This is a genomic window from Hymenobacter sp. J193 (genome assembly GCF_024700075.1).
Lineage (GTDB): Bacteria > Bacteroidota > Bacteroidia > Cytophagales > Hymenobacteraceae > Hymenobacter.
In genome coordinates this window covers 2,580,695-2,597,059 of record NZ_JAJONE010000001.1, presented here as the reverse complement: position 1 = coordinate 2,597,059, position 16,365 = coordinate 2,580,695, and the positions used below count along the sequence as shown (strand labels likewise).

Annotated in this window: 14 protein-coding genes, 3 tRNA genes and 1 pseudogene; 9 read left to right on the top strand and 9 right to left on the bottom strand. The window is 60.6% G+C overall.

Going from position 1 to position 16,365, the window contains the following annotated elements; translation table 11 throughout:
* Nucleotides 1-38: 38 nt before the first annotated feature.
* From LRS06_RS11310 to LRS06_RS11290, 5 genes are all read left to right on the top strand, one after another.
* Nucleotides 39-353 (top strand): hypothetical protein, encoded by a 315-nt coding sequence (locus LRS06_RS11310; RefSeq protein WP_257871584.1) that lies wholly within the window; start codon nt 39-41, stop codon nt 351-353.
* A 3-nt stretch (nt 354-356) separates the two neighbouring features.
* Nucleotides 357-551 (top strand): hypothetical protein, encoded by a 195-nt coding sequence (locus LRS06_RS11305; protein WP_257871583.1) that lies wholly within the window; start codon nt 357-359, stop codon nt 549-551.
* A 62-nt stretch (nt 552-613) separates the two neighbouring features.
* Nucleotides 614-1,309 carry a hypothetical protein gene (locus LRS06_RS11300; RefSeq protein WP_257871582.1) on the top strand — a complete coding sequence of 232 codons (696 nt, stop codon included), beginning with the start codon at nt 614-616 and terminating at the stop codon, nt 1,307-1,309.
* Between the two features lie 58 nt (nt 1,310-1,367).
* Nucleotides 1,368-1,613: a hypothetical protein gene (locus LRS06_RS11295; protein ID WP_257871581.1), complete on the top strand. Its 246-nt coding sequence runs from the start codon at nt 1,368-1,370 to the stop codon at nt 1,611-1,613.
* A 49-nt stretch (nt 1,614-1,662) separates the two neighbouring features.
* Complete coding sequence (locus tag LRS06_RS11290) at nt 1,663-2,364, top strand: PD-(D/E)XK nuclease-like domain-containing protein (protein ID WP_257871580.1); 702 nt, start codon at nt 1,663-1,665, stop codon at nt 2,362-2,364.
* Nucleotides 2,365-2,459: 95 nt separating this feature from the next.
* Here LRS06_RS11290 and LRS06_RS11285 read toward each other — a convergent pair whose 3' ends face one another.
* Entirely contained in the window at nt 2,460-3,158 is a 699-nt protein-coding gene (locus tag LRS06_RS11285; protein WP_257871579.1) for a vWA domain-containing protein, read from the bottom strand.
* Between the two features lie 341 nt (nt 3,159-3,499).
* Between LRS06_RS11285 and LRS06_RS11280 the strand changes: the two genes are divergently transcribed.
* From LRS06_RS11280 to LRS06_RS11270, 3 genes are all read left to right on the top strand, one after another.
* Nucleotides 3,500-4,384, top strand: coding sequence for an RNA ligase family protein (locus LRS06_RS11280; protein ID WP_257871578.1), 885 nt, complete (start codon nt 3,500-3,502; stop codon nt 4,382-4,384).
* A gap of 190 nt (nt 4,385-4,574) precedes the next feature.
* A tRNA-OTHER gene (locus tag LRS06_RS11275) sits at nt 4,575-4,682 on the top strand.
* A gap of 73 nt (nt 4,683-4,755) precedes the next feature.
* Entirely contained in the window at nt 4,756-6,990 is a 2,235-nt protein-coding gene (locus LRS06_RS11270; protein ID WP_257871577.1) for a hypothetical protein, read from the top strand.
* 142 nt (nt 6,991-7,132) lie between these two features.
* Here the strand turns inward: LRS06_RS11270 and LRS06_RS11265 are convergent, their stop codons facing one another.
* Together LRS06_RS11265 and LRS06_RS11260 are read right to left on the bottom strand one after the other, a co-directional pair.
* On the bottom strand, nt 7,133-7,915 hold the full coding sequence (locus LRS06_RS11265) for an HNH endonuclease (protein ID WP_257871576.1): 783 nt from the start codon (nt 7,913-7,915) through the stop codon (nt 7,133-7,135).
* Between the two features lie 38 nt (nt 7,916-7,953).
* On the bottom strand, nt 7,954-8,928 hold the full coding sequence (locus LRS06_RS11260) for a GIY-YIG nuclease family protein (RefSeq protein WP_257871575.1): 975 nt from the start codon (nt 8,926-8,928) through the stop codon (nt 7,954-7,956).
* 214 nt (nt 8,929-9,142) lie between these two features.
* Here LRS06_RS11260 and LRS06_RS11255 point away from each other — a divergent pair, with 214 nt between their 5' ends.
* A complete protein-coding gene (locus LRS06_RS11255) occupies nt 9,143-9,532 on the top strand; it encodes a hypothetical protein (protein WP_257871574.1) in 390 nt (129 codons plus the stop codon).
* 436 nt (nt 9,533-9,968) lie between these two features.
* On the opposite strand, the gene LRS06_RS11250 is transcribed toward LRS06_RS11255, so the two are convergent.
* The 6 genes and pseudogenes from LRS06_RS11250 to mutS all read right to left on the bottom strand — a co-directional run bounded on the left by LRS06_RS11250 (nt 9,969) and on the right by mutS (nt 16,291).
* The gene (locus LRS06_RS11250) at nt 9,969-10,412 is read right to left on the bottom strand and encodes a hypothetical protein (RefSeq protein WP_257871573.1); all 444 of its coding nucleotides are present in this window, start codon (nt 10,410-10,412) and stop codon (nt 9,969-9,971) included.
* 120 nt (nt 10,413-10,532) lie between these two features.
* On the bottom strand, nt 10,533-11,273 hold the full coding sequence (locus LRS06_RS11245; protein ID WP_257871572.1) for a hypothetical protein: 741 nt from the start codon (nt 11,271-11,273) through the stop codon (nt 10,533-10,535).
* Nucleotides 11,274-11,651: 378 nt separating this feature from the next.
* Entirely contained in the window at nt 11,652-12,962 is a 1,311-nt protein-coding gene (locus LRS06_RS11240; protein ID WP_257871571.1) for a site-specific integrase, read from the bottom strand.
* Between the two features lie 153 nt (nt 12,963-13,115).
* Nucleotides 13,116-13,198 (bottom strand) — tRNA-Leu (locus tag LRS06_RS11235).
* 58 nt (nt 13,199-13,256) lie between these two features.
* Nucleotides 13,257-13,332: transfer RNA gene (locus tag LRS06_RS11230), tRNA-Gly, on the bottom strand.
* 252 nt (nt 13,333-13,584) lie between these two features.
* A pseudogene (gene mutS, locus LRS06_RS11225) lies at nt 13,585-16,291 on the bottom strand (DNA mismatch repair protein MutS).
* Between the last annotated feature and the right edge of the window lie 74 nt (nt 16,292-16,365).

Here is a 16,365-nt window from a genome sequence, read left to right as displayed (position 1 = left end):
CCGCGCCGCCTAGGCGTGGGCCACTACTCTCCAGCATCATGCCCGCAACGACTACCCATTACCAGCCCCATCTGCTCGACCCCCACAGCGCCGACCCGCAGCCGGTCAGCCCCCGCAACGGTCACTGCTTCAAGCTGCCCGAACTATACGAGCTGCTCAACTGCCAGACGGTGGATGTGGTGCGCCTCTCAGATGACCTGATCCTCATAATCGACGGCGAGAGCAAGCTCCGCCAGCCCTGCTACCTCAACCTACTGGCCACCTACCTCTGGTATCAGTACCAGCCCGCCGCCCGTGGCCAGGACAGCATCGTCGGCCGCGTGATTCTGTGCCACGACCAGCAGTTTCGCTAGGCCATGAGCAAGCAGCTGGCCCCCGATTTCCGCGCCTACGTCTGCCGGCAGCCCGCCCCGTGGTGGCGCTGGGATTGGCAGACCCGCGTGCCGCATGTACCGCACCGCTCCAACCCGCACATGGGCGAAAGCCTGAGCCGCTTTCTGGCTATGCAGAGCGCCATCCGAAACGCTGCCTTCTGGCAACCCCAACTCTAATTCGGCGAAGGGCCCGGCCGCCGACTGGCCCATTTTTTTTCACCTCATACCCCACCTTTATTATGGCTACTGCCACCAAAACTCCTAAAGCCCCGGTTGTAGAAGCGCCTGCAGCCCCTGCCGTTTCCGAGGCTATGGCTCTTGCCGCCGCCCCGGCCTACCTCCTCGATAAAGTAGACGAGGCCACCGGCGAAGTCACCCAGGTGCCGCGCTTCCGCTACCTGCCCGGTCACCCCCGTCAGGTGCGTTTCGATGCCAAGGCTGGGCAGTTCAACATCAGCGGTATCACCCCACTGGGCAGCTCCCTGAGCTTCATCCCGCTGGCCTGGCGCGTGTTCCAGGACGATATTCTGAACATGGGCCGCAAGCTCTGGGCCGAACTGTTTTTTGCCGACGACAAAGGCGCTGTTTGTGCCGTTCTCTTTCACGGCTACAGCGTCGAAAACCTCTATCGGCTGATTGAGCCCCTGTTTTATGACGACCTCACGCTGGCTGACGTGGTAGTGAAAGTGCAGGCCGAGAAGAAGGAGACGACCAAGGACGGCAAAAAGGCCACCTACTACATTGCTCAGTTCAGCTACGAGCCCGCCGACCCGGCCGAGGTGGCCGCCCGGCGCGACTTCGCCCGCGACTTTGCCATCTGGCGTCAGGAAACCTGCACCAGCACCGCCGACCTGCGCATCAGCCACGGCTACACGGTGCCCGCCCCGGAACTGCCCGCCGAGGCTCTCGAATCAGAAACTCAACAAGCTGCCTGAGCCCACCGGCCCCCGCCCATGAGGGTAGGGGGCCACCCGGCCACTTACTGCCTGCCCTATGGCTTCCGCCCTTGAGATTCCGCAGCTGGTTGTGCCCCAGCCCGCCCGCGACGAAGCCGAAGCCGCCCAACTCGCCCGCCTGGCCCAACTCATCGAAGCTGTCAATCCCTTGCCTGACTTGCGCGGCCTGGCCCCAGCCGTGCGCGAACTGTTCCCGCTCCCGGCCTACAAAGTCGGTTGCGGCGGGGCCCACATCTGGCTGCACCGCGCCGGCGAAGAACAACGCTTGGCCCTCGTCTGCTGAAAGCCCGCCGCACCAGCCCGTCAACAGATACCCCAAGACCCTAAGACCTATGTTCCACAACGTCCAAACCTTCCCCCACCTGACCCAGGCCCAGCACCGCGAGTTGCCCCACGTCAGCAACACGGACCTTTCCAACCTCAAAGCCCAGGTACTCGGTCAGCTGCGCACTCCCAGCCCCGCCGCTCTGATCTACGGTACCGCTTTCCACGCCGCCACCCTGGAGCCCGCCACCTACGCCCGCACCGCCGACAAGTGCCCCTGGGAGCAGCTGGAGCAGTTGGCCCGCCTCGTGCGCCGCAACCGCTACTGCCGCGACCTGCTATATCGGGGCCAGGCCGAGCTGACCCACACCGCCGTGCACACCGCCACCAGTGTGCCGGTGAAGGTGCGCCCCGATCTGCTCGTGCGCAGCCCCGCAGGCCGCCGCCTCACGCTCATCGACTTCAAAACTACCAGCTGCCGCGACCTGTCTCACTTCCTGACCACTATCGAGCAGTACGACTACGACCGCCAGGCCGCTTTCTACCTCGATGCGCTGGGCGCCACCCGTTTCCTCATCATCGGCGTGCAAAAGAAGCCCCCGCACCAAGTATGGCGCGTGGAGCTGACTACCATTCCCAGCCTTATCGAGCAGGGCCGCAAAAAGTACACCCGTCTGTTGCGGGCGCATGCCGAGCAATACACCGCCCGTGAATGGTGTCCCCAAAGCAAGCTGCTCTGCCACCAGCCCTTGTCCGGCATTGCTGCCTGACGGGCTGATAAACAGAACCGCCCCTGTCGCATTCGCCTTTGTTAGGGGCAATGCGACAGGGGCGGTTAGCAATTCCTTTAATCTGTTGCTGCCGGTTACGTCCGGGGCTCATCGGCGGCAGGCGTGGGGCGGGCCGGCTCATCATCATCGAAGTAGTCCGCCTTAAACCGACCCGCTAGTAGCTCATCTTTCGACTTCAGGTTGTAGCTGCGGCGAGCCACCCGCTCCCGGGCAAACATTACCTCCATGGCGGCCTCGTTCTGGTTAAAGGAGAGCTTGTTGTCAATAGCCAGGGCCCCGGCGGCTTGCTCCACGTCGTGGTTGGCCCCAATGTAGGTGAACGTCCAGCCCTGGTCCTTAAGCTGCTCAATCAGCTGGCGGATAACTGGCCGGGTAAACTCCTTCGAGGCATTTTCTTCCCCGTCCGTGAGCACGGTTACCAACACCTGGTAGTCCGTCGCCCCGGTCGTAGTCAAGACATTGCGCAGCTTGGTTACGCTTTGGCCAATGGCATCGTGTAACGGGGTCATCGAGTCCGGGCGGTAGTCGGCCAGCGTAAGCGGGTGGAGTGCGCTGGCCTCCTGCAGAAACAGCTTCTCGCGGATGCCAGCCCCGTTAAACGTCGTCAGGTTCACCACCTGCTTTTTGTCGGGCAGCTCCCGGGCCAGCCCCTGCACCGACTGCACCAGTTCATTAAAGCCCCGGATGGTGGCCTCGCGCACGACTTCCATCGAGCCGCTTTCGTCCAGGATCAGCAAATTGTACACGGTAGATAAGGGCGTCTGTTGGGACATGCAAGCAGGGTTTAGGGTAAGAAAATACGACCATTTTACCAGGCCGCTACATGCTATAATTTACGCATTTATGGCCGCATAGCCTAGGGATTGAGTTGGTTGTGAGGTGTTATTTTGCGCTGATTATCAAGGGTATAAAAGTATGCTCGCAAAAAATAGGCCCCAGGTAGGAAGCGGCTTTTTCGGGCTGCATCCAATTGCCTGACGCAAAGCTTAAATACCCCTGCGCCAGTACGCCTTGACGCTCGCAGTCAATCAACTCCGCTGCCTCTTTGAGCGCCTACCGCACCAGCTGGCCGGTGTCTTTTTTCAGTAGCTTCACCCCGTTAATCCATACACCTATGCTACACTCCACCGAAAGCCACGCCCGCACTGCGGCGGCCCGCTCCCTGGCCCAGCTGAATACGCTTACCAAGTATCCTTCTATTCTCACGCTCCATGCCCTGGGCGACCGGGGCCGCCTCACCGCCGACTTCACTACCCCGGCCCTGTTCAGCCAGTCCCTGACCGCTACTGAGAAGATCGACGGCACCAGCGCCCGTCTGCTGGTCTTCGCCGATGGTTCGTACGTGGTCGGCTCCCGCGAAAACCTGCTTACCGTCAGCGGCGACCTGCTGTTTGACCCCGCCGTGGGCATCGTGGAAGGCTTGAGCCGCCTGGTTTTCCCGCACTACGCCAACGAGCAGGGCCACTTGCCCCGCCTGGCACACGGTGCCGCGGCTGGGCAGCCGGCGCCGCTGACGGTCCTATTCGGCGAGTTCTACGGGGGCAAGGTCACGGGCAATTCCAAACAGTACGGCCCACCCGACCAGGTCGGGTTTCGCGTCTTCGACGTGGCCGTGTTTACCGACGCCACCGTCCTAGCCACCCAGCTGCAGGCCGATGTGCGGGACCTGTCCACCTGGCGCGAGTACGAAACCCCGACCGGCATGCGCTACGGCCAGCCCTTCCTCGCCGAAACGGCGTTGGCCGCTTACCTGGACCAGGTAGGCTTGCCCGCCGTCCCTCCGCTGCCCACCTACACCGCTTCGGCCGCTGCGTCCACCCACGAGAGCGTGCTGGCCTGGTTGCGGGAGCATATTCCCCATACCCAGGCCGCCCTGCCGGGCCAGTCCGCGCTCGGCCGCGCCGAAGGGGCCATCCTGCGCTCCGCCGACCGCTCCACTATCGTCAAAGTCCGCTTCGAGGACTACGAGCGCACCCTCAACCAGCGCAGTAAAGCGTAGTTCGGGGCGCGGCCGTTCCGGCGGTGGAATATGCTGCAAAACACGCCTATCTTGCCGACCTATTCACCGAAACGGACACAGCCTAGAAAAAACCAGGTCAAGAGTTGCTTACTTCTCTTCCTGTCCCGAATCAGCAGCTCAATTACCTGGTTTTTTCCGGTGTTCCTTTCAAGTTGAATTAGGTCCTTCCGAAGCAGTAGCTCAGGGGTAGAGCATAAAACAGCCTTGGAATTACCTCTCCGGGTCAACCAATGCTTACTTCATCTTAGGGTCGCTGGTTCGAATCCAGCCTGCTTCACTATCCTCCTCAATCGCGGGCTGACAACCATAGGTTGGACCGTGCATCAATACCTATACTTCTTATCTGCCGCATGAACGAGTCATTAATCAAGGTGGGGCTGCGGCAGAAGGCAGTGTACGTACCCTCTTTTCCGGCAGAGTCTACTACGGCTGCCCCGGCAGCCGATACGGTTCTACTGGTAGCCAACCTGGCGAAGCTGGGGTATGCCACGGCCGAGCCCTTGCGGCAAGCCCTGGCGAATACGACGTCCGCGTTTCAGGCCCGGCTGCTAGCCGTACTGCGCGAGGTAACCGGCACGGAAAAGAACTGGACGCCTTTGGTGAAGGGCTGGGATAAACCCACGGGCGAAGGCCCCCTCGACCACTTGGTAACCTGGCTGACCAATGTGTTTCAAGGCAAGGGCACCCGCCTGCCCTGCGGCCACCTTATTCCGCCCAATACCTTCTCGCTGGAACGCTATAACGGCTGCCCCTTCTGCGGAACACCTTTCGAACAGGCCCCCATTGAACACACCGGGCAGGGAAGTAAGCTGAAAGAGCTGGGCTTGTGGACCGATATTGAGGTGGCCGGCTACCTGCGCGACCTGCTGGAGTCGAAAACAGCCCTCGATGCCACCCAGCAGGACAGCCTGCAACGCTTGTTGGCAGTCCTGCCCTTGCCGGCCGATGTGGTCATAGCCATGAAGGAAACCCGCCTGGCTGTCATCGACGCCTATGTCCAGCTGGGGCAGCCTGACAAAGCCCGGGCTTTCTTCACTTCGCCTACCGACATCCTGCGCTATCTGTGGTTCAAGAAAACCGGCTTTTTGCAGCTCGTTGAGCCCAAAACCATTATCCGCAAGCAGCAGCGCAACGGTGCCCACGTCTATGCCCCGCTCGACCGCAGCGCCCAGGCCAAAATGCAGGCCACGGCCGACCTGAAGCTCAAATACAGCCGTCCGGAAGCCGCCATGGTGGCCGACTGGCTTAATGCTTTACCCCAGACCCCGGCGCAGCTCTGCGAAATCATGCACCCCAAGCGGGGCATGTGGGTGCGCTTTATCCGGGCCCTGCGCCTGGCCGAGTACAGCAAGAAGGCCGGCCGCGCCAAGCTGCGCGAAACGCTGGACCTGTTCTACAACCAGACCTATGAGGTGTGGCAGGGCCGCGTCAATCATTTTCGACTGCGTGTGGATGCGCCCCAAACCTTTGCCCTGCTCCAGCAGCGGCCGGGGCTGTTCGCCCGGTCCCTGTTTGCCAACATGATTTGGTTTGGGGCCGAGCCCGCCGTCGCCGCATTTGCCGAAGTGATTGACCAGGTACCCGCCCGGCTGGTGTTCACTCTCAACATGTACGCCGACACCTACTTTATCAAGGATGGGAAGCGCGCGGTCAAACCGTTGGGCGGCGCCAGCAAGCAGATTCCCACCAATCATCTGCTCGACATGTACGACGAGCGTGAGCTGGAAGCCATGCAGGCGGCCGTTGCCAGCCTATGTCTGCTGGCCATGGAGCGACGGTTTGCCGCTCAGCCCACCACGCACCGCACCATCTACATCGACCCGGCCCTCTACAAAATTCCCGTCGCCATTGGCGACCGTAGCGAAACGGTGCAGGACCTGCCCGCGGCCCTGATGGGCACCCGCTTCCCCGTCGAGGGTGATTCCGTGCGCCTGTTTATGCAATGGGGTGTGGGCCTGCCCGCCCAGCACCTGGACATGGATTTGAGCTGTACGGTGTCGTACGTAGGTAGCACGGAAAGCTGCTCGTTCTCGCAGCTGGTCGCCACGGGCTGCAAGCACAGCGGCGACATCCAGTCTATTCCAAACCAGGTGGGTACGGCCGAATATATTGGGCTGGATCTGCCAGCCCTGCAGCAGGCGCAGGCCCAGTATGTCACTTTCACCTCCAACGCTTATAGCTACGGGGCCCTTTCGCCCAACCTGGTGGTGGGATGGATGAGCAGCCAGCACCCGATGCGTATCTCCAGCAGCGGCGTCGCCTACGACCCCTCCTGCGTGCAGCACCAGGTGCGGATAACCAAAAGCCTGTCCAAGGGCCTCGTTTTCGGGGTGCTGGATGTAGCCCAGCGCGAGATTGTGTGGTTGGAAATGTCGTTCCAGGGCCAGTTGGTGCAAAATCTCAACGTGCGCGGGGTGCAGACCTTGCTGCGAAAGCTGGAAAGCAAGTTGAGCATCGGCCAGCTGCTGGCAATCAAGGCCCGGGCCCAGAACCTGCAGATGGTGGAAACCGCCGAGGCGGATGAAGTGTACTCCACCACTTGGGCGATGAACACGGCGGCCGTCACCCAATTGCTGGTCGATTAAGCTGTCTGTGGAGGCAGGGCGGAGGAAGATTAGCATCAGGGCCCCGCTTGTCTCCCTGAGTAGCCACCGCCAGTAGTTTCGGAACGCAAGCTGCTGCGCGTGTGCGCGCAGCAGGAAATCCCCCGTGTGGCCAGTGGCGAGCCTACCCGCAAGCCCACTTCGATCGGTGCCAGTCCAGAAACGCCGGATCCGGCAGAAACCGCCGCCGCGCCGGCAGCCGCAACGCTTGACCATGGTACTGACCCAGCAAAGCCCCAGCCACCTGCGCGTCCGGCCGGTTGCTTGCCCGAACGGCCGGTGCCACCTCAATTACATAATCCTCGGGCCGAATCGTGAACAACCCCAACTCAAATGCCCGGTCGTGCAGAGCATTCAGTGCCAGTCCGTTCCGCGGGTTGAGGCGGTTGCCCTCATCCACCGCCCAAGGCCGAATGTGGCCCGCAACCAGCAGGGCCGGCTGCCGCAGCCCCGTTACGCAGCAGGTGTTGTCGTAGGCCGCTAGCACCGTGCGCCGGAAAAACTGCTGATTCACCCGCACCTGCACCAGCTGCTCCCGAACCCGGCCCACCGGCACCGGCGGCAGGGGTTCGTATTCGGCTGCCACGTCCTCCAGGGTCAGGTGCTGCGCTTCGGCCAGCCGCTGCTCGCTTTCCAGCGCCCGCCCCGCCCAGTCGGCGTAAAACTCCGCCCACACCTGCCGGTCCAGATGGCTGGCATTGCTCATGCCCGCCCGGTCCAGGCTGGGGTCGAGGCTGGCGAAGTTCACCAGCTTCAGCGCCACCGAGCTGGGCGTGCGCCCCAGCAGCCCAGCTAGCTGAATAATGGCTGGGTTGCCTTTGTGCAGCTGCCCGAACGGCAGCTTGCAGTACAGGTTGATGGCCAGCAGCAGTTCATCCCGGGTCCAGAGGCGTTGCCCTTGTTTCATACCTGCGAAACTACACGCTTCCCGTTTCCTGCCCAATGTCAGCCTAACACGTCCTGCACCAGATCAAAGCAATGGTAGGGTGCATAGATAGTCCCGCCCTTACGCATCAGCCGCAAGCTCATTTCTCGGATGCTGCGCCGAAATTCCGGCTCCTGCTGCAGCGCAAGCAGCAGATAGGACATGCTTTTAAAATCCACCCGATATTGATCCGCCCCAGCCGCCTGGTAAGCTGAAGGCACGATAGAATAGGCGTATGAACGCAGGAAACGGGCTTTCTCCGCAGGATCGGCACAAAAGCTACCTGTAACGACAGCAAAGACAAAAGGGTAGTTCGTTGACCTTTCAGTTCCAGCCACTAGCACTTCCATCCCATTCATGTTCAGGGCGAAGTACCGTGGGTACTTGCCCTTGTTCGTGGAGGGTAGGCAACTCAGCGCCCAGAACGACTGCTCAGTTTTCTTGAACGCGGGAATACCCTGGGTGATGTATGCCTGTAGCAACTCCTTTATCCCCTTGTAGGCGGGTAGCTGTTGTAGCTGCTGAGAGTTCTGTCGGTATCGGGCCCTCATCCGTTCCTCGACTGCCAAGCCCAGATCCACCCCCTCATTATCCAGGGGCATGCCATTGATCAGCCATGCTTCCTGGTCGGCCGCCGAGACCAGTAGATCTAGGTCGGTTTCGCCTATTACGTTGGTCACGAAGGTTTTATTGGTAAGCAGCAGCCCAGCCTGTTCACCTTGCCGGATAAGGCGCTGCTCGGTTTCATCCAGGTGCTGCTTCGCCACCGCCTGAAACCAATACCCCTCAATCGTGTCGTAGTTCTTGCGGTGCTGCGCAAAGCGCCGGACTGCGTCCACTGCCTGGCCAATATAAAAGGTGCCGTCCCTGAATTGCAGTAAATAGATGCCGCACCGCTTCCTGGATTTGGGAAACAGATCTGCAATGGAGACGCGCCCCGTGACCATAGTGCCTGCTGCGCTAAAGCCCAACGTTTCGATAATCTGGCTAGTCATGCAGGAAATATTCAATGAATAGGGCCGGTGGATAGACGGCTAAATATAGCCGCATAGTAAAAAGCCGCGGGTATAGCATTTCGCTAAGCATCCCTGCCCAATAAGTTGTTGGTAGCTCTATCTGCCACCGTTCTAGATGCTTAATATACAAACAGCTGAAAGTCAATCGTTATAACAGTCGGGAAATTCTGCCGTCCACTCAATCCGTTCTGCCATGATACCCGAAATAACCCTCACCTTCTCTGACGAGCAAAAGGCCCAGCTCGAGCAAGCCATTCAGCGCGAAATAGCGCACCAGGTAGCCACCATCCTCTCTCGCCTGCCTCTGCCTGAAGTCATGTTCACCTTCCCGCAAGCCGCCAAACTGCTGCAGCTATACGTGGGAACCGTGCGCGCCTACACCCAGCTTCCCCTCGGTCACCCCCGCCGCATGCGCTATATTGACTGCACCGGCAGCTCCCGCGGCCAGCGCATCACGGCGGCTGAACTGCTGGACTGGCAGCGGCGCAACCACGCCGATACTCTGCAGGAATCCGTTTTTATGAAAATAGCTGAGCGCCGTGCCCGGGCGGCCAGCCGTCGGCACCGGTCGACGACAGCTTAGCGCTGCTCCGTAATTCAACCCTGCGTACCGTCCTGGCAATCCGTGCCAACGCTCCCTCACGCTTCATCCATCCAACGGGCCCGATCTACCGGCACAGATGCCAGCGCGTGCCCGAACAGAGCCAACACCCAGTTGACTTCATCCAGATACAGCGTTGCCCTGCTCCAACTCTCGCACGAAACGTACCCCACCCGGCCTTGGCAGCCATATCCTGCTGCGTCAGACTTAGTGCCTTCCACCGCTGCTTCACAAATTGTGCAGTCAAATCAGCCATGGCTACAGGTAAACTGGGAGCAGGAGAGGCAGTGTATTTATACCCGAACGGGTGTATGTGTAGTAGATAGCTGGTTATATGCACCCGTACGGGTATAAAAAAGCCGACTGACCTCGAACTAAGGCCAGCCGGCTTATCACATTGGGCGGCAGTATACCGCTATTACTGGGCCTGGTCCAGACCCTCGTTCCCTTTCGGCACCGGGTCCAACACTATTTGCTGCCCCTGCGCCGCCACTATGGGTGGTGTAGCCACCAGTTCACCAAAAAGTGGATTAGCTGGCAGCGGCTGCCCGCCGTTACCGTTAGGAACCTGGTTGAAAATCACCAACTCTTCGCCCGGCGCGCTCTGCGCCAGATGGTCGAGCAGCACTTCCTGCCCGCTATTCGCGTGCAGCGCCTGCGTGAGCAGCGTATAGGTACTTACGTCCACGTTGTAGAGCTGATTCAGCTCGTTCATCTGGGTGGCCGCGTCCTCGGCGGCTCCGATAGCATCCGCCAGCTTCTGGGTGTAGCGCCTGGCTTTGGCGTCGGCTGAGGCCCGCAGCCGGATAACCCGCTTCATGCGGGTGCGAAACTGGCGCTGGTAGGGAGTGAGAGTTGCCATATTGTGGTAGGGAGATGTGAGTACTAAGACAAGGGCCGAAAAAAGCAGTGAGTAGCCAGTAGGAGCAGGGCACGTTGGAACGATACGCACTACTCAATACTAGCTACTCACGACTATCTGTTAGCCAATAGCCACCACGCTCAGTGCGTTGTAGGCATTGGCGTTGAGCGGGTAGAACTTGCCGTTCAACTGCTGGAAAAAGTCCACCCCCACCGCTACAATCAGTGACTCATCCGCGGCCGCGGCCCGCACCAGCTGCAGGCTTTCAGCCGGACGTACCGCGTTGCTCAGCGGCAGCTCCGCCGTGCTGGCTTCGGTGCTGGTGGCCGTGCCAGATTCGAAGTTGACGGCGCCCACGGCCGCCGTGATGCGGTAGTGCGTAGCCCCCTGTGGGGCTGCCACGTCGCGGGAAGGGTTCAGCTCCAGCAAGCTCACCGAGTGGTTACCGGTAGCCCGGTCCAGCTCTGTTTCGATGCCCCCGTAATAGGTGCCCGAGAAAGCGGAGCCTGCGTTGAAGTCGAAGCCCACCAGCGCGGAGAGGTTTTCCGGCAAAATCTGTCGGCCCCCACGGTCATTGTCCTCATCCAGGTTGAGGATTTCCTTCATCTTTTGCGCTAGGCGCGATACCATGAGCCGGTCAGATGCCAACGACACAACCCGGCGCAAGGAGTCGCGCACCAGTTTGCCGGCCTTAGCCGCCGTACTGAACTCTGAGGCATTTTCCCGCACGCGCTGCATAGAGGCGGAGGAGTTGAATTGGCTCTTGTTGGAGCCCTGTTTTTGGCGCACCGTGCCGTCCTTCGCGAAAACGACGCCGCCCACGGTGCCACTGATCTGGATTACGCCGGTCTGACGTGCCATAGTGGTAAGGGTAAGAGTGGAAAAATGGATTCGCGGCTGCTTTCACTACCGACCACTACCGGGTGCAGCCCCCCGGTAACGCCGCTCGATTTTTCTCTGTTGAAGCTTCTCAGGCTAATGATTGCCAATGCAAATAGCACATAAAGAAACTAATAGTTTCACAAATATGAGAAAATTATCTTTTAGTGATTAATCCTGTTAGTACGCAACCCAGATTTGACAGAATGTGGAGTCCGATTTGCTCTGGTAGCGGTAGGGTTCAGGTATGACTGAAGCATGGCTTAGGTATGAGACAGGTATGGCTGCCCTCATTTTGCCGCGTAAAAAGGCCCGCCGGAAAGGGCGGGCCTTGCAGTGAATCAGGATGAAAATAGCCAATCAGGCTGCCAACGGCTCTGCCGCGCAGATCTGTGTGGCTCTTGTTGCCCCACTATCAGCCGCCACGCTCTTTTTCTCCCAGATGCGCCGCATCGTCTGGTGCTGCAGCTCTTCCACTACCTTGGCATACACCAGCGTCGTTTGGATCTTGGCGTGCCCCATCACCTTTTGCAGCACCTCCACCGGCATCCCCCGCAACAGGCTCTGGGTGGCAAATGTGTGCCGGGCGGTATGGCTGGTCAGCAACTCATACCGCGGCACCGACTTTTTCAGCACTTCGCCCCCCACCACCGTCGTCACCACCACGTCATCCACGAGCCCGGCAGCTTTCCCGACGCGCTTCAGGTAGCGGTTCATCACCTGATTGGCCAGCACCGGCAGCAGCCGCACCCGCTCCGTATCCGCGTACCTGTCCAGAATGGCCCGCGCCGCCTCTGTCAGATAAATGCTGACCCCCGTGCGGGTCTTGGTCTGTACCAGCCGCAGGATGATGCCGCCGTCCCATTCGTGCAGGTTGCCGCGCTGCAGTGCTAGTACGTCTGAGTAGCGTAGCCCCGTGTAGCAGCAAAACAAGAGCACGTCCCGCACCCGCGTCAGGTATTCCGGCAGTTCCGCCGCCGCCAGGGCCGTGAGGTTGTCCGCCGTCAGCCACATCTTCAGTACGTCCGCGTGCCGCCCCTGCAGCTTGCGCAGTTCCACCGGCACTGGTATCCCGCGCTCCTCCCGGCACCATCGTAGAAACACCTTCAGCCCCCGCACGAACGAAGCCACCGTGTTCTGCGCCAGATTGCGCTGAAAGCGCAGGTAGCCCAGCACCCGGTCATGCGTCGCCAGATCATAGGTGGACGGATTCAGCATCTCACCCTTGTCCTGCTCGTAGGCGCACAGCCAGGAGCCCAGCATCCGGCGCTGCCGCAACGTGTGGTGTGCATAGCCCCGCGCCTGCAATGAAGCCCAGTGCTCCGCGAAAATCACCGATACGGAGAGAGGCTTCTCTTTCTGCTCCACAATTGCTTCCACCGGCCGCAAGGCAGCCTTCAGGCCTTCTATGGTAGGCGTCTCACCGGACGCCCGCAGCTTGCGCCACCAGGCCAGTGCATCGGTGGTCAGGCGAGCGAGATAAAGATTGGCTTCTTCCGCCAGCGGGTAAGCCGAGCGAAATTTCTGCTTGTCCGCGTTCCACTCCGTGGGCTTACACTTCTCGCCCGTGGCATATTTGAGCCGCAGACTGTTGAAGTAAGCAATGAAGTGTACCGGGCAGCGGCCGGCGCTGTCCTTCTTGTCTTTGCGAAGAATGAATTGCGTGTTCATCCGGAATAGGGGGCGTAAAAGGGGGCGTGACTCCCGTGGCACAGTCCATATTTCGCGTCGTAGAGTCCCATGTGGGCTAGACGCAAAAAACCCGGAAAACCCCTTCTGCGACGTGAGAAGGCATTTTCCGGGTCTTCCGGTTGTAAGCAATTGTACCAGAGACGGGACTCGAACCCGTACGTCCGTGAAGACAAGGGATTTTAAGTCCCTCGTGGCTACCATTACACCACTCTGGCCTGAACAGCGGCGCTGCACAAAAATAAAAAAGGACGCTGCGTGGGCAACGTCCTTTTTTGGAGCGGGAGACGAGGTTCGAACTCGCGACCTCGACCTTGGCAAGGTCGCGCTCTACCAACTGAGCTACTCTCGCTTGTTATCTAGGCGCCGTAGTGGCGTTTTGATGTGACAAAGGTACAACGCCTTTTCTTTCTGTCAAGCCCACGCCCCGAAAAAAGTACTGATTTCCCGTTGTGGCCGGCGTTTTTTGCTCATTTTCAGGGAGAAAATTTTTCATCCCCTTTAGCCTCCCATAGGCTGACAGCACCCAAGTGAGGCCGCAGAGCAGCAGCTGCTGGCTGCGCCACCGACCTTTTCGCAGCCAGCTACCCATACAGAGCACCGACTACTTTCCGCCGGCAGCCAGCTTTAGCTCGTTGAGCTTTAGCAAGGCCTCAATAGGGGTGAGCGTGTTCACATCCAGCTTCTGCAACAGCTCCCGTACGCGCTCCAGGGCCGGGTCGGCGGGCTCGAACATGCTGAGCTGCAAACTCGGGCGCGGGGCGTTGTGGACCGCCGCCGCGGGCTGGGCCTTGGGGCCGCGGTGAGTGGGCTCCGGGGCCGCGTGGCCGTTCAGCGGCACTACTTTGCCCGTGGGCTCATCATCCAGACCAGCCAGCACTTCGTCGAACTCCGTGGGCTCGTCGGTATCCAGGCCCGTAGAGGTGCGCTCCTGCTCCAGGTGGTGCATGATTTCGTTGGCGCGCAGCACCACGGAGGTAGGCATGCCGGCCATGCGGGCCACGTGAATGCCGAAGCTGTGCTCCGACCCCCCCTTCGCGCAGCTTGCGCAAAAACAGAATGCGGCCATCGGCTTCCTTCACGGCCACGTTGTAGTTGCGCACCCGCGGACAGTCGTCGGCCAGCTGGTTGAGCTCGTGGTAATGAGTGGCAAAAAGCGTTTTGGCGCGGGCCTTGGGCGAGTTGTGCAGGTGCTCCACAATAGCCCAGGCGATGCTGATGCCGTCGTAGGTGCTGGTGCCGCGCCCGATTTCGTCCATCAGCACCAGGCTGCGGTCGGAGAGGTTGTTGAGGATGCTGGCCGTTTCCGTCATTTCCACCATAAAGGTGCTTTCGCCCTTGCTCAGGTTGTCGGAGGCACCCACACGGGTGAATATTTTGTCGATAACCCCCACGTGAGCGGCGTCGGCAGGCACAAAGGAGCCGATCTGGGCCAGGAGCACAATCAGGGCCGTCTGACGTAGCAGGGCCGATTTGCCGGCCATGTTGGGGCCGGTAATCACCACAATCTGTTGGTCTTCCTGGTCCAGGCGGATGTCGTTGGGAATGTACTGCTCGCCGGGGGGCAGCTGGCGCTCAATCACGGGGTGGCGGCCGGCGGTGATGTCGAGAGTCGTGCTGTCGTCCACTACCGGCTTCACGTAGCGGTGCTGGCGGGCCGTAGCCGCAAAGGAGGCCAGGCAGTCGGCCACCCCGATGGCGCGGGCGTTCTGCTGAATCTGGGCCACGTACTCGGCCGCAAACAGCACCAGGTCGTTGTAGATGTTCTGCTCGATGACGAACAGGCGTTCCTCGGCGTGCAGAATTTTCTCCTCGTAGGTTTTAAGCTCCTCGGTGATGTAACGCTCGGCATTCACCAGCGTCTGCTTCCGAATCCAGGACGCGGGCACCTTGTCCTTGTGGGCATTCGTGACTTCCAGGTAGTAGCCGAACACTTTGTTGTAGGCCACTTTCAGCGACGAAATACCGGTTTCCTGCACGGCCCGCTGCTGGAGCTGAAACAGGTAGTCCTTGCCCGAAAACGCCATGGCCCGTAGCTCATCCAGCTCCTTGTCCACGCCGTCGTTGAGCACGCCGCCCTGGTTCGTAAGGATGGGGGCATCGGGCCGGATCTTGGCCTGGATTTCGTCGCGCAGGGCGGCGCAGGGGTTGAGCTGATCGGCCAGCTTCTGCAGAGCGCGGATGCCCGAAGCGGCCAGCTCCGCCCGAATGGGTCCGATGGCGTCGAGGGCGCGGGCCAGCTGCGTAAGCTCGCGCGGATTGATGCGGCGCACGGCTACCTTGGAAATAAGCCGCTCCAGGTCGCCGATCTGGCGCAGGTGCTGGAGCAGGTTTTCAAGCAGCTCGGGCGTCTGCAGCAGGGCTTCCACCGTATCAAGGCGGCGCTGAATCTGGGCGGGTTCCTTGAGAGGCAGTACTACCCACTTGCGCAGTAGGCGCGCGCCCATCGGCGTCACGGTCTGGTCGAGGATGTCGATGAGGGGTACGCCTCCGGGGTGCTGAGCCTGCACCAGCTCCAGGTTGCGCACCGTGAACCGGTCGAGCCATACGTACTTATCCTCCTCCAAGCGCCCGATGCTGCCGATGTGGCCCACGTCGGTGTGCTTGGTTTCGGCCAGGTAGTGCAGAATGCAGCCGGCGGCCGTGATGCCCTCACGCAGCCCGTCGATACCGAAGCCTTTAAGGGAGGTAGTGTTGAAGTGGCGCGTGAGCTGGTCGTGGCCGTAGTCGAAGCCGAACACCCACTCATCCAGCGCGAAATGGCAGAAGTCGGGGCCGAAGTTTTCCTCGAACTCGCGGCGGCTTTTCTTGCAGAAGAGTACCTCGGCGGGCTGGAAGTTCTGCAGCAGCTTGCCCAGGTAGTCGATGGTGCCCTGGGCCACCAGAAACTCACCGGTGCTGATATCCAGAAAGCTTATGCCGGCTTCCTGCTTGCCGAAATGCACGGCGCAGAGGTAGTTGTTGCTTTTGCGTTCCAGCACGTTGTCGTGCAGGCTCACCCCGGGCGTAACCAGTTCCGTAATCCCGCGCTTAACGAGGCCTTTAGCCAGCTTGGGGTCTTCGAGCTGGTCGCAGATGGCTACGCGCTGGCCGGCGCGCACCAGCTTGGGCAGGTAGTTGTCGAGGGCGTGGTGGGGAAAGCCGGCCAGCGGGGTTTCGGAGGCCGTGCCCGCGCCGCGCTTGGTGAGCGTGATATCGAGAATGCGCGAAGCCGTAACGGCATCCTCACCGAAGGTTTCGTAGAAGTCGCCCACCCGGAACAGCAGCACCGCGCCGGGGTGCGTCTGCTTGAGCTGATAGTATTGCTTCATCAGCGGCGTGTCGGACACGGGGGCGGGCCCCAGGGTGCCGTGCGTGCGGATGGGCTTTTTGTTGGGGTCGGCGG

Bases quoted from the DNA above. Each gene is read 5' to 3' on its own strand.
- LRS06_RS11265 (WP_257871576.1), bottom strand. From the start codon at position 7,915: ATGAAACAAGGGCAACGCCTCTGGACCCGGGATGAACTGCTGCTGGCC.
- LRS06_RS11245 (WP_257871572.1), bottom strand. From the start codon at position 11,273: ATGGCACGTCAGACCGGCGTAATCCAGATCAGTGGCACCGTGGGCGGC.
- LRS06_RS11250 (WP_257871573.1), bottom strand. From the start codon at position 10,412: ATGGCAACTCTCACTCCCTACCAGCGCCAGTTTCGCACCCGCATGAAG.
- LRS06_RS11310 (WP_257871584.1), top strand. From the start codon at position 39: ATGCCCGCAACGACTACCCATTACCAGCCCCATCTGCTCGACCCCCAC.
- LRS06_RS11305 (WP_257871583.1), top strand. From the start codon at position 357: ATGAGCAAGCAGCTGGCCCCCGATTTCCGCGCCTACGTCTGCCGGCAG.
- LRS06_RS11280 (WP_257871578.1), top strand. From the start codon at position 3,500: ATGCTACACTCCACCGAAAGCCACGCCCGCACTGCGGCGGCCCGCTCC.
- LRS06_RS11255 (WP_257871574.1), top strand. From the start codon at position 9,143: ATGATACCCGAAATAACCCTCACCTTCTCTGACGAGCAAAAGGCCCAG.
- LRS06_RS11295 (WP_257871581.1), top strand. From the start codon at position 1,368: ATGGCTTCCGCCCTTGAGATTCCGCAGCTGGTTGTGCCCCAGCCCGCC.
- LRS06_RS11240 (WP_257871571.1), bottom strand. From the start codon at position 12,962: ATGAACACGCAATTCATTCTTCGCAAAGACAAGAAGGACAGCGCCGGC.
- LRS06_RS11285 (WP_257871579.1), bottom strand. From the start codon at position 3,158: ATGTCCCAACAGACGCCCTTATCTACCGTGTACAATTTGCTGATCCTG.
- LRS06_RS11270 (WP_257871577.1), top strand. From the start codon at position 4,756: ATGAACGAGTCATTAATCAAGGTGGGGCTGCGGCAGAAGGCAGTGTAC.
- LRS06_RS11260 (WP_257871575.1), bottom strand. From the start codon at position 8,928: ATGACTAGCCAGATTATCGAAACGTTGGGCTTTAGCGCAGCAGGCACT.
- LRS06_RS11300 (WP_257871582.1), top strand. From the start codon at position 614: ATGGCTACTGCCACCAAAACTCCTAAAGCCCCGGTTGTAGAAGCGCCT.
- LRS06_RS11290 (WP_257871580.1), top strand. From the start codon at position 1,663: ATGTTCCACAACGTCCAAACCTTCCCCCACCTGACCCAGGCCCAGCAC.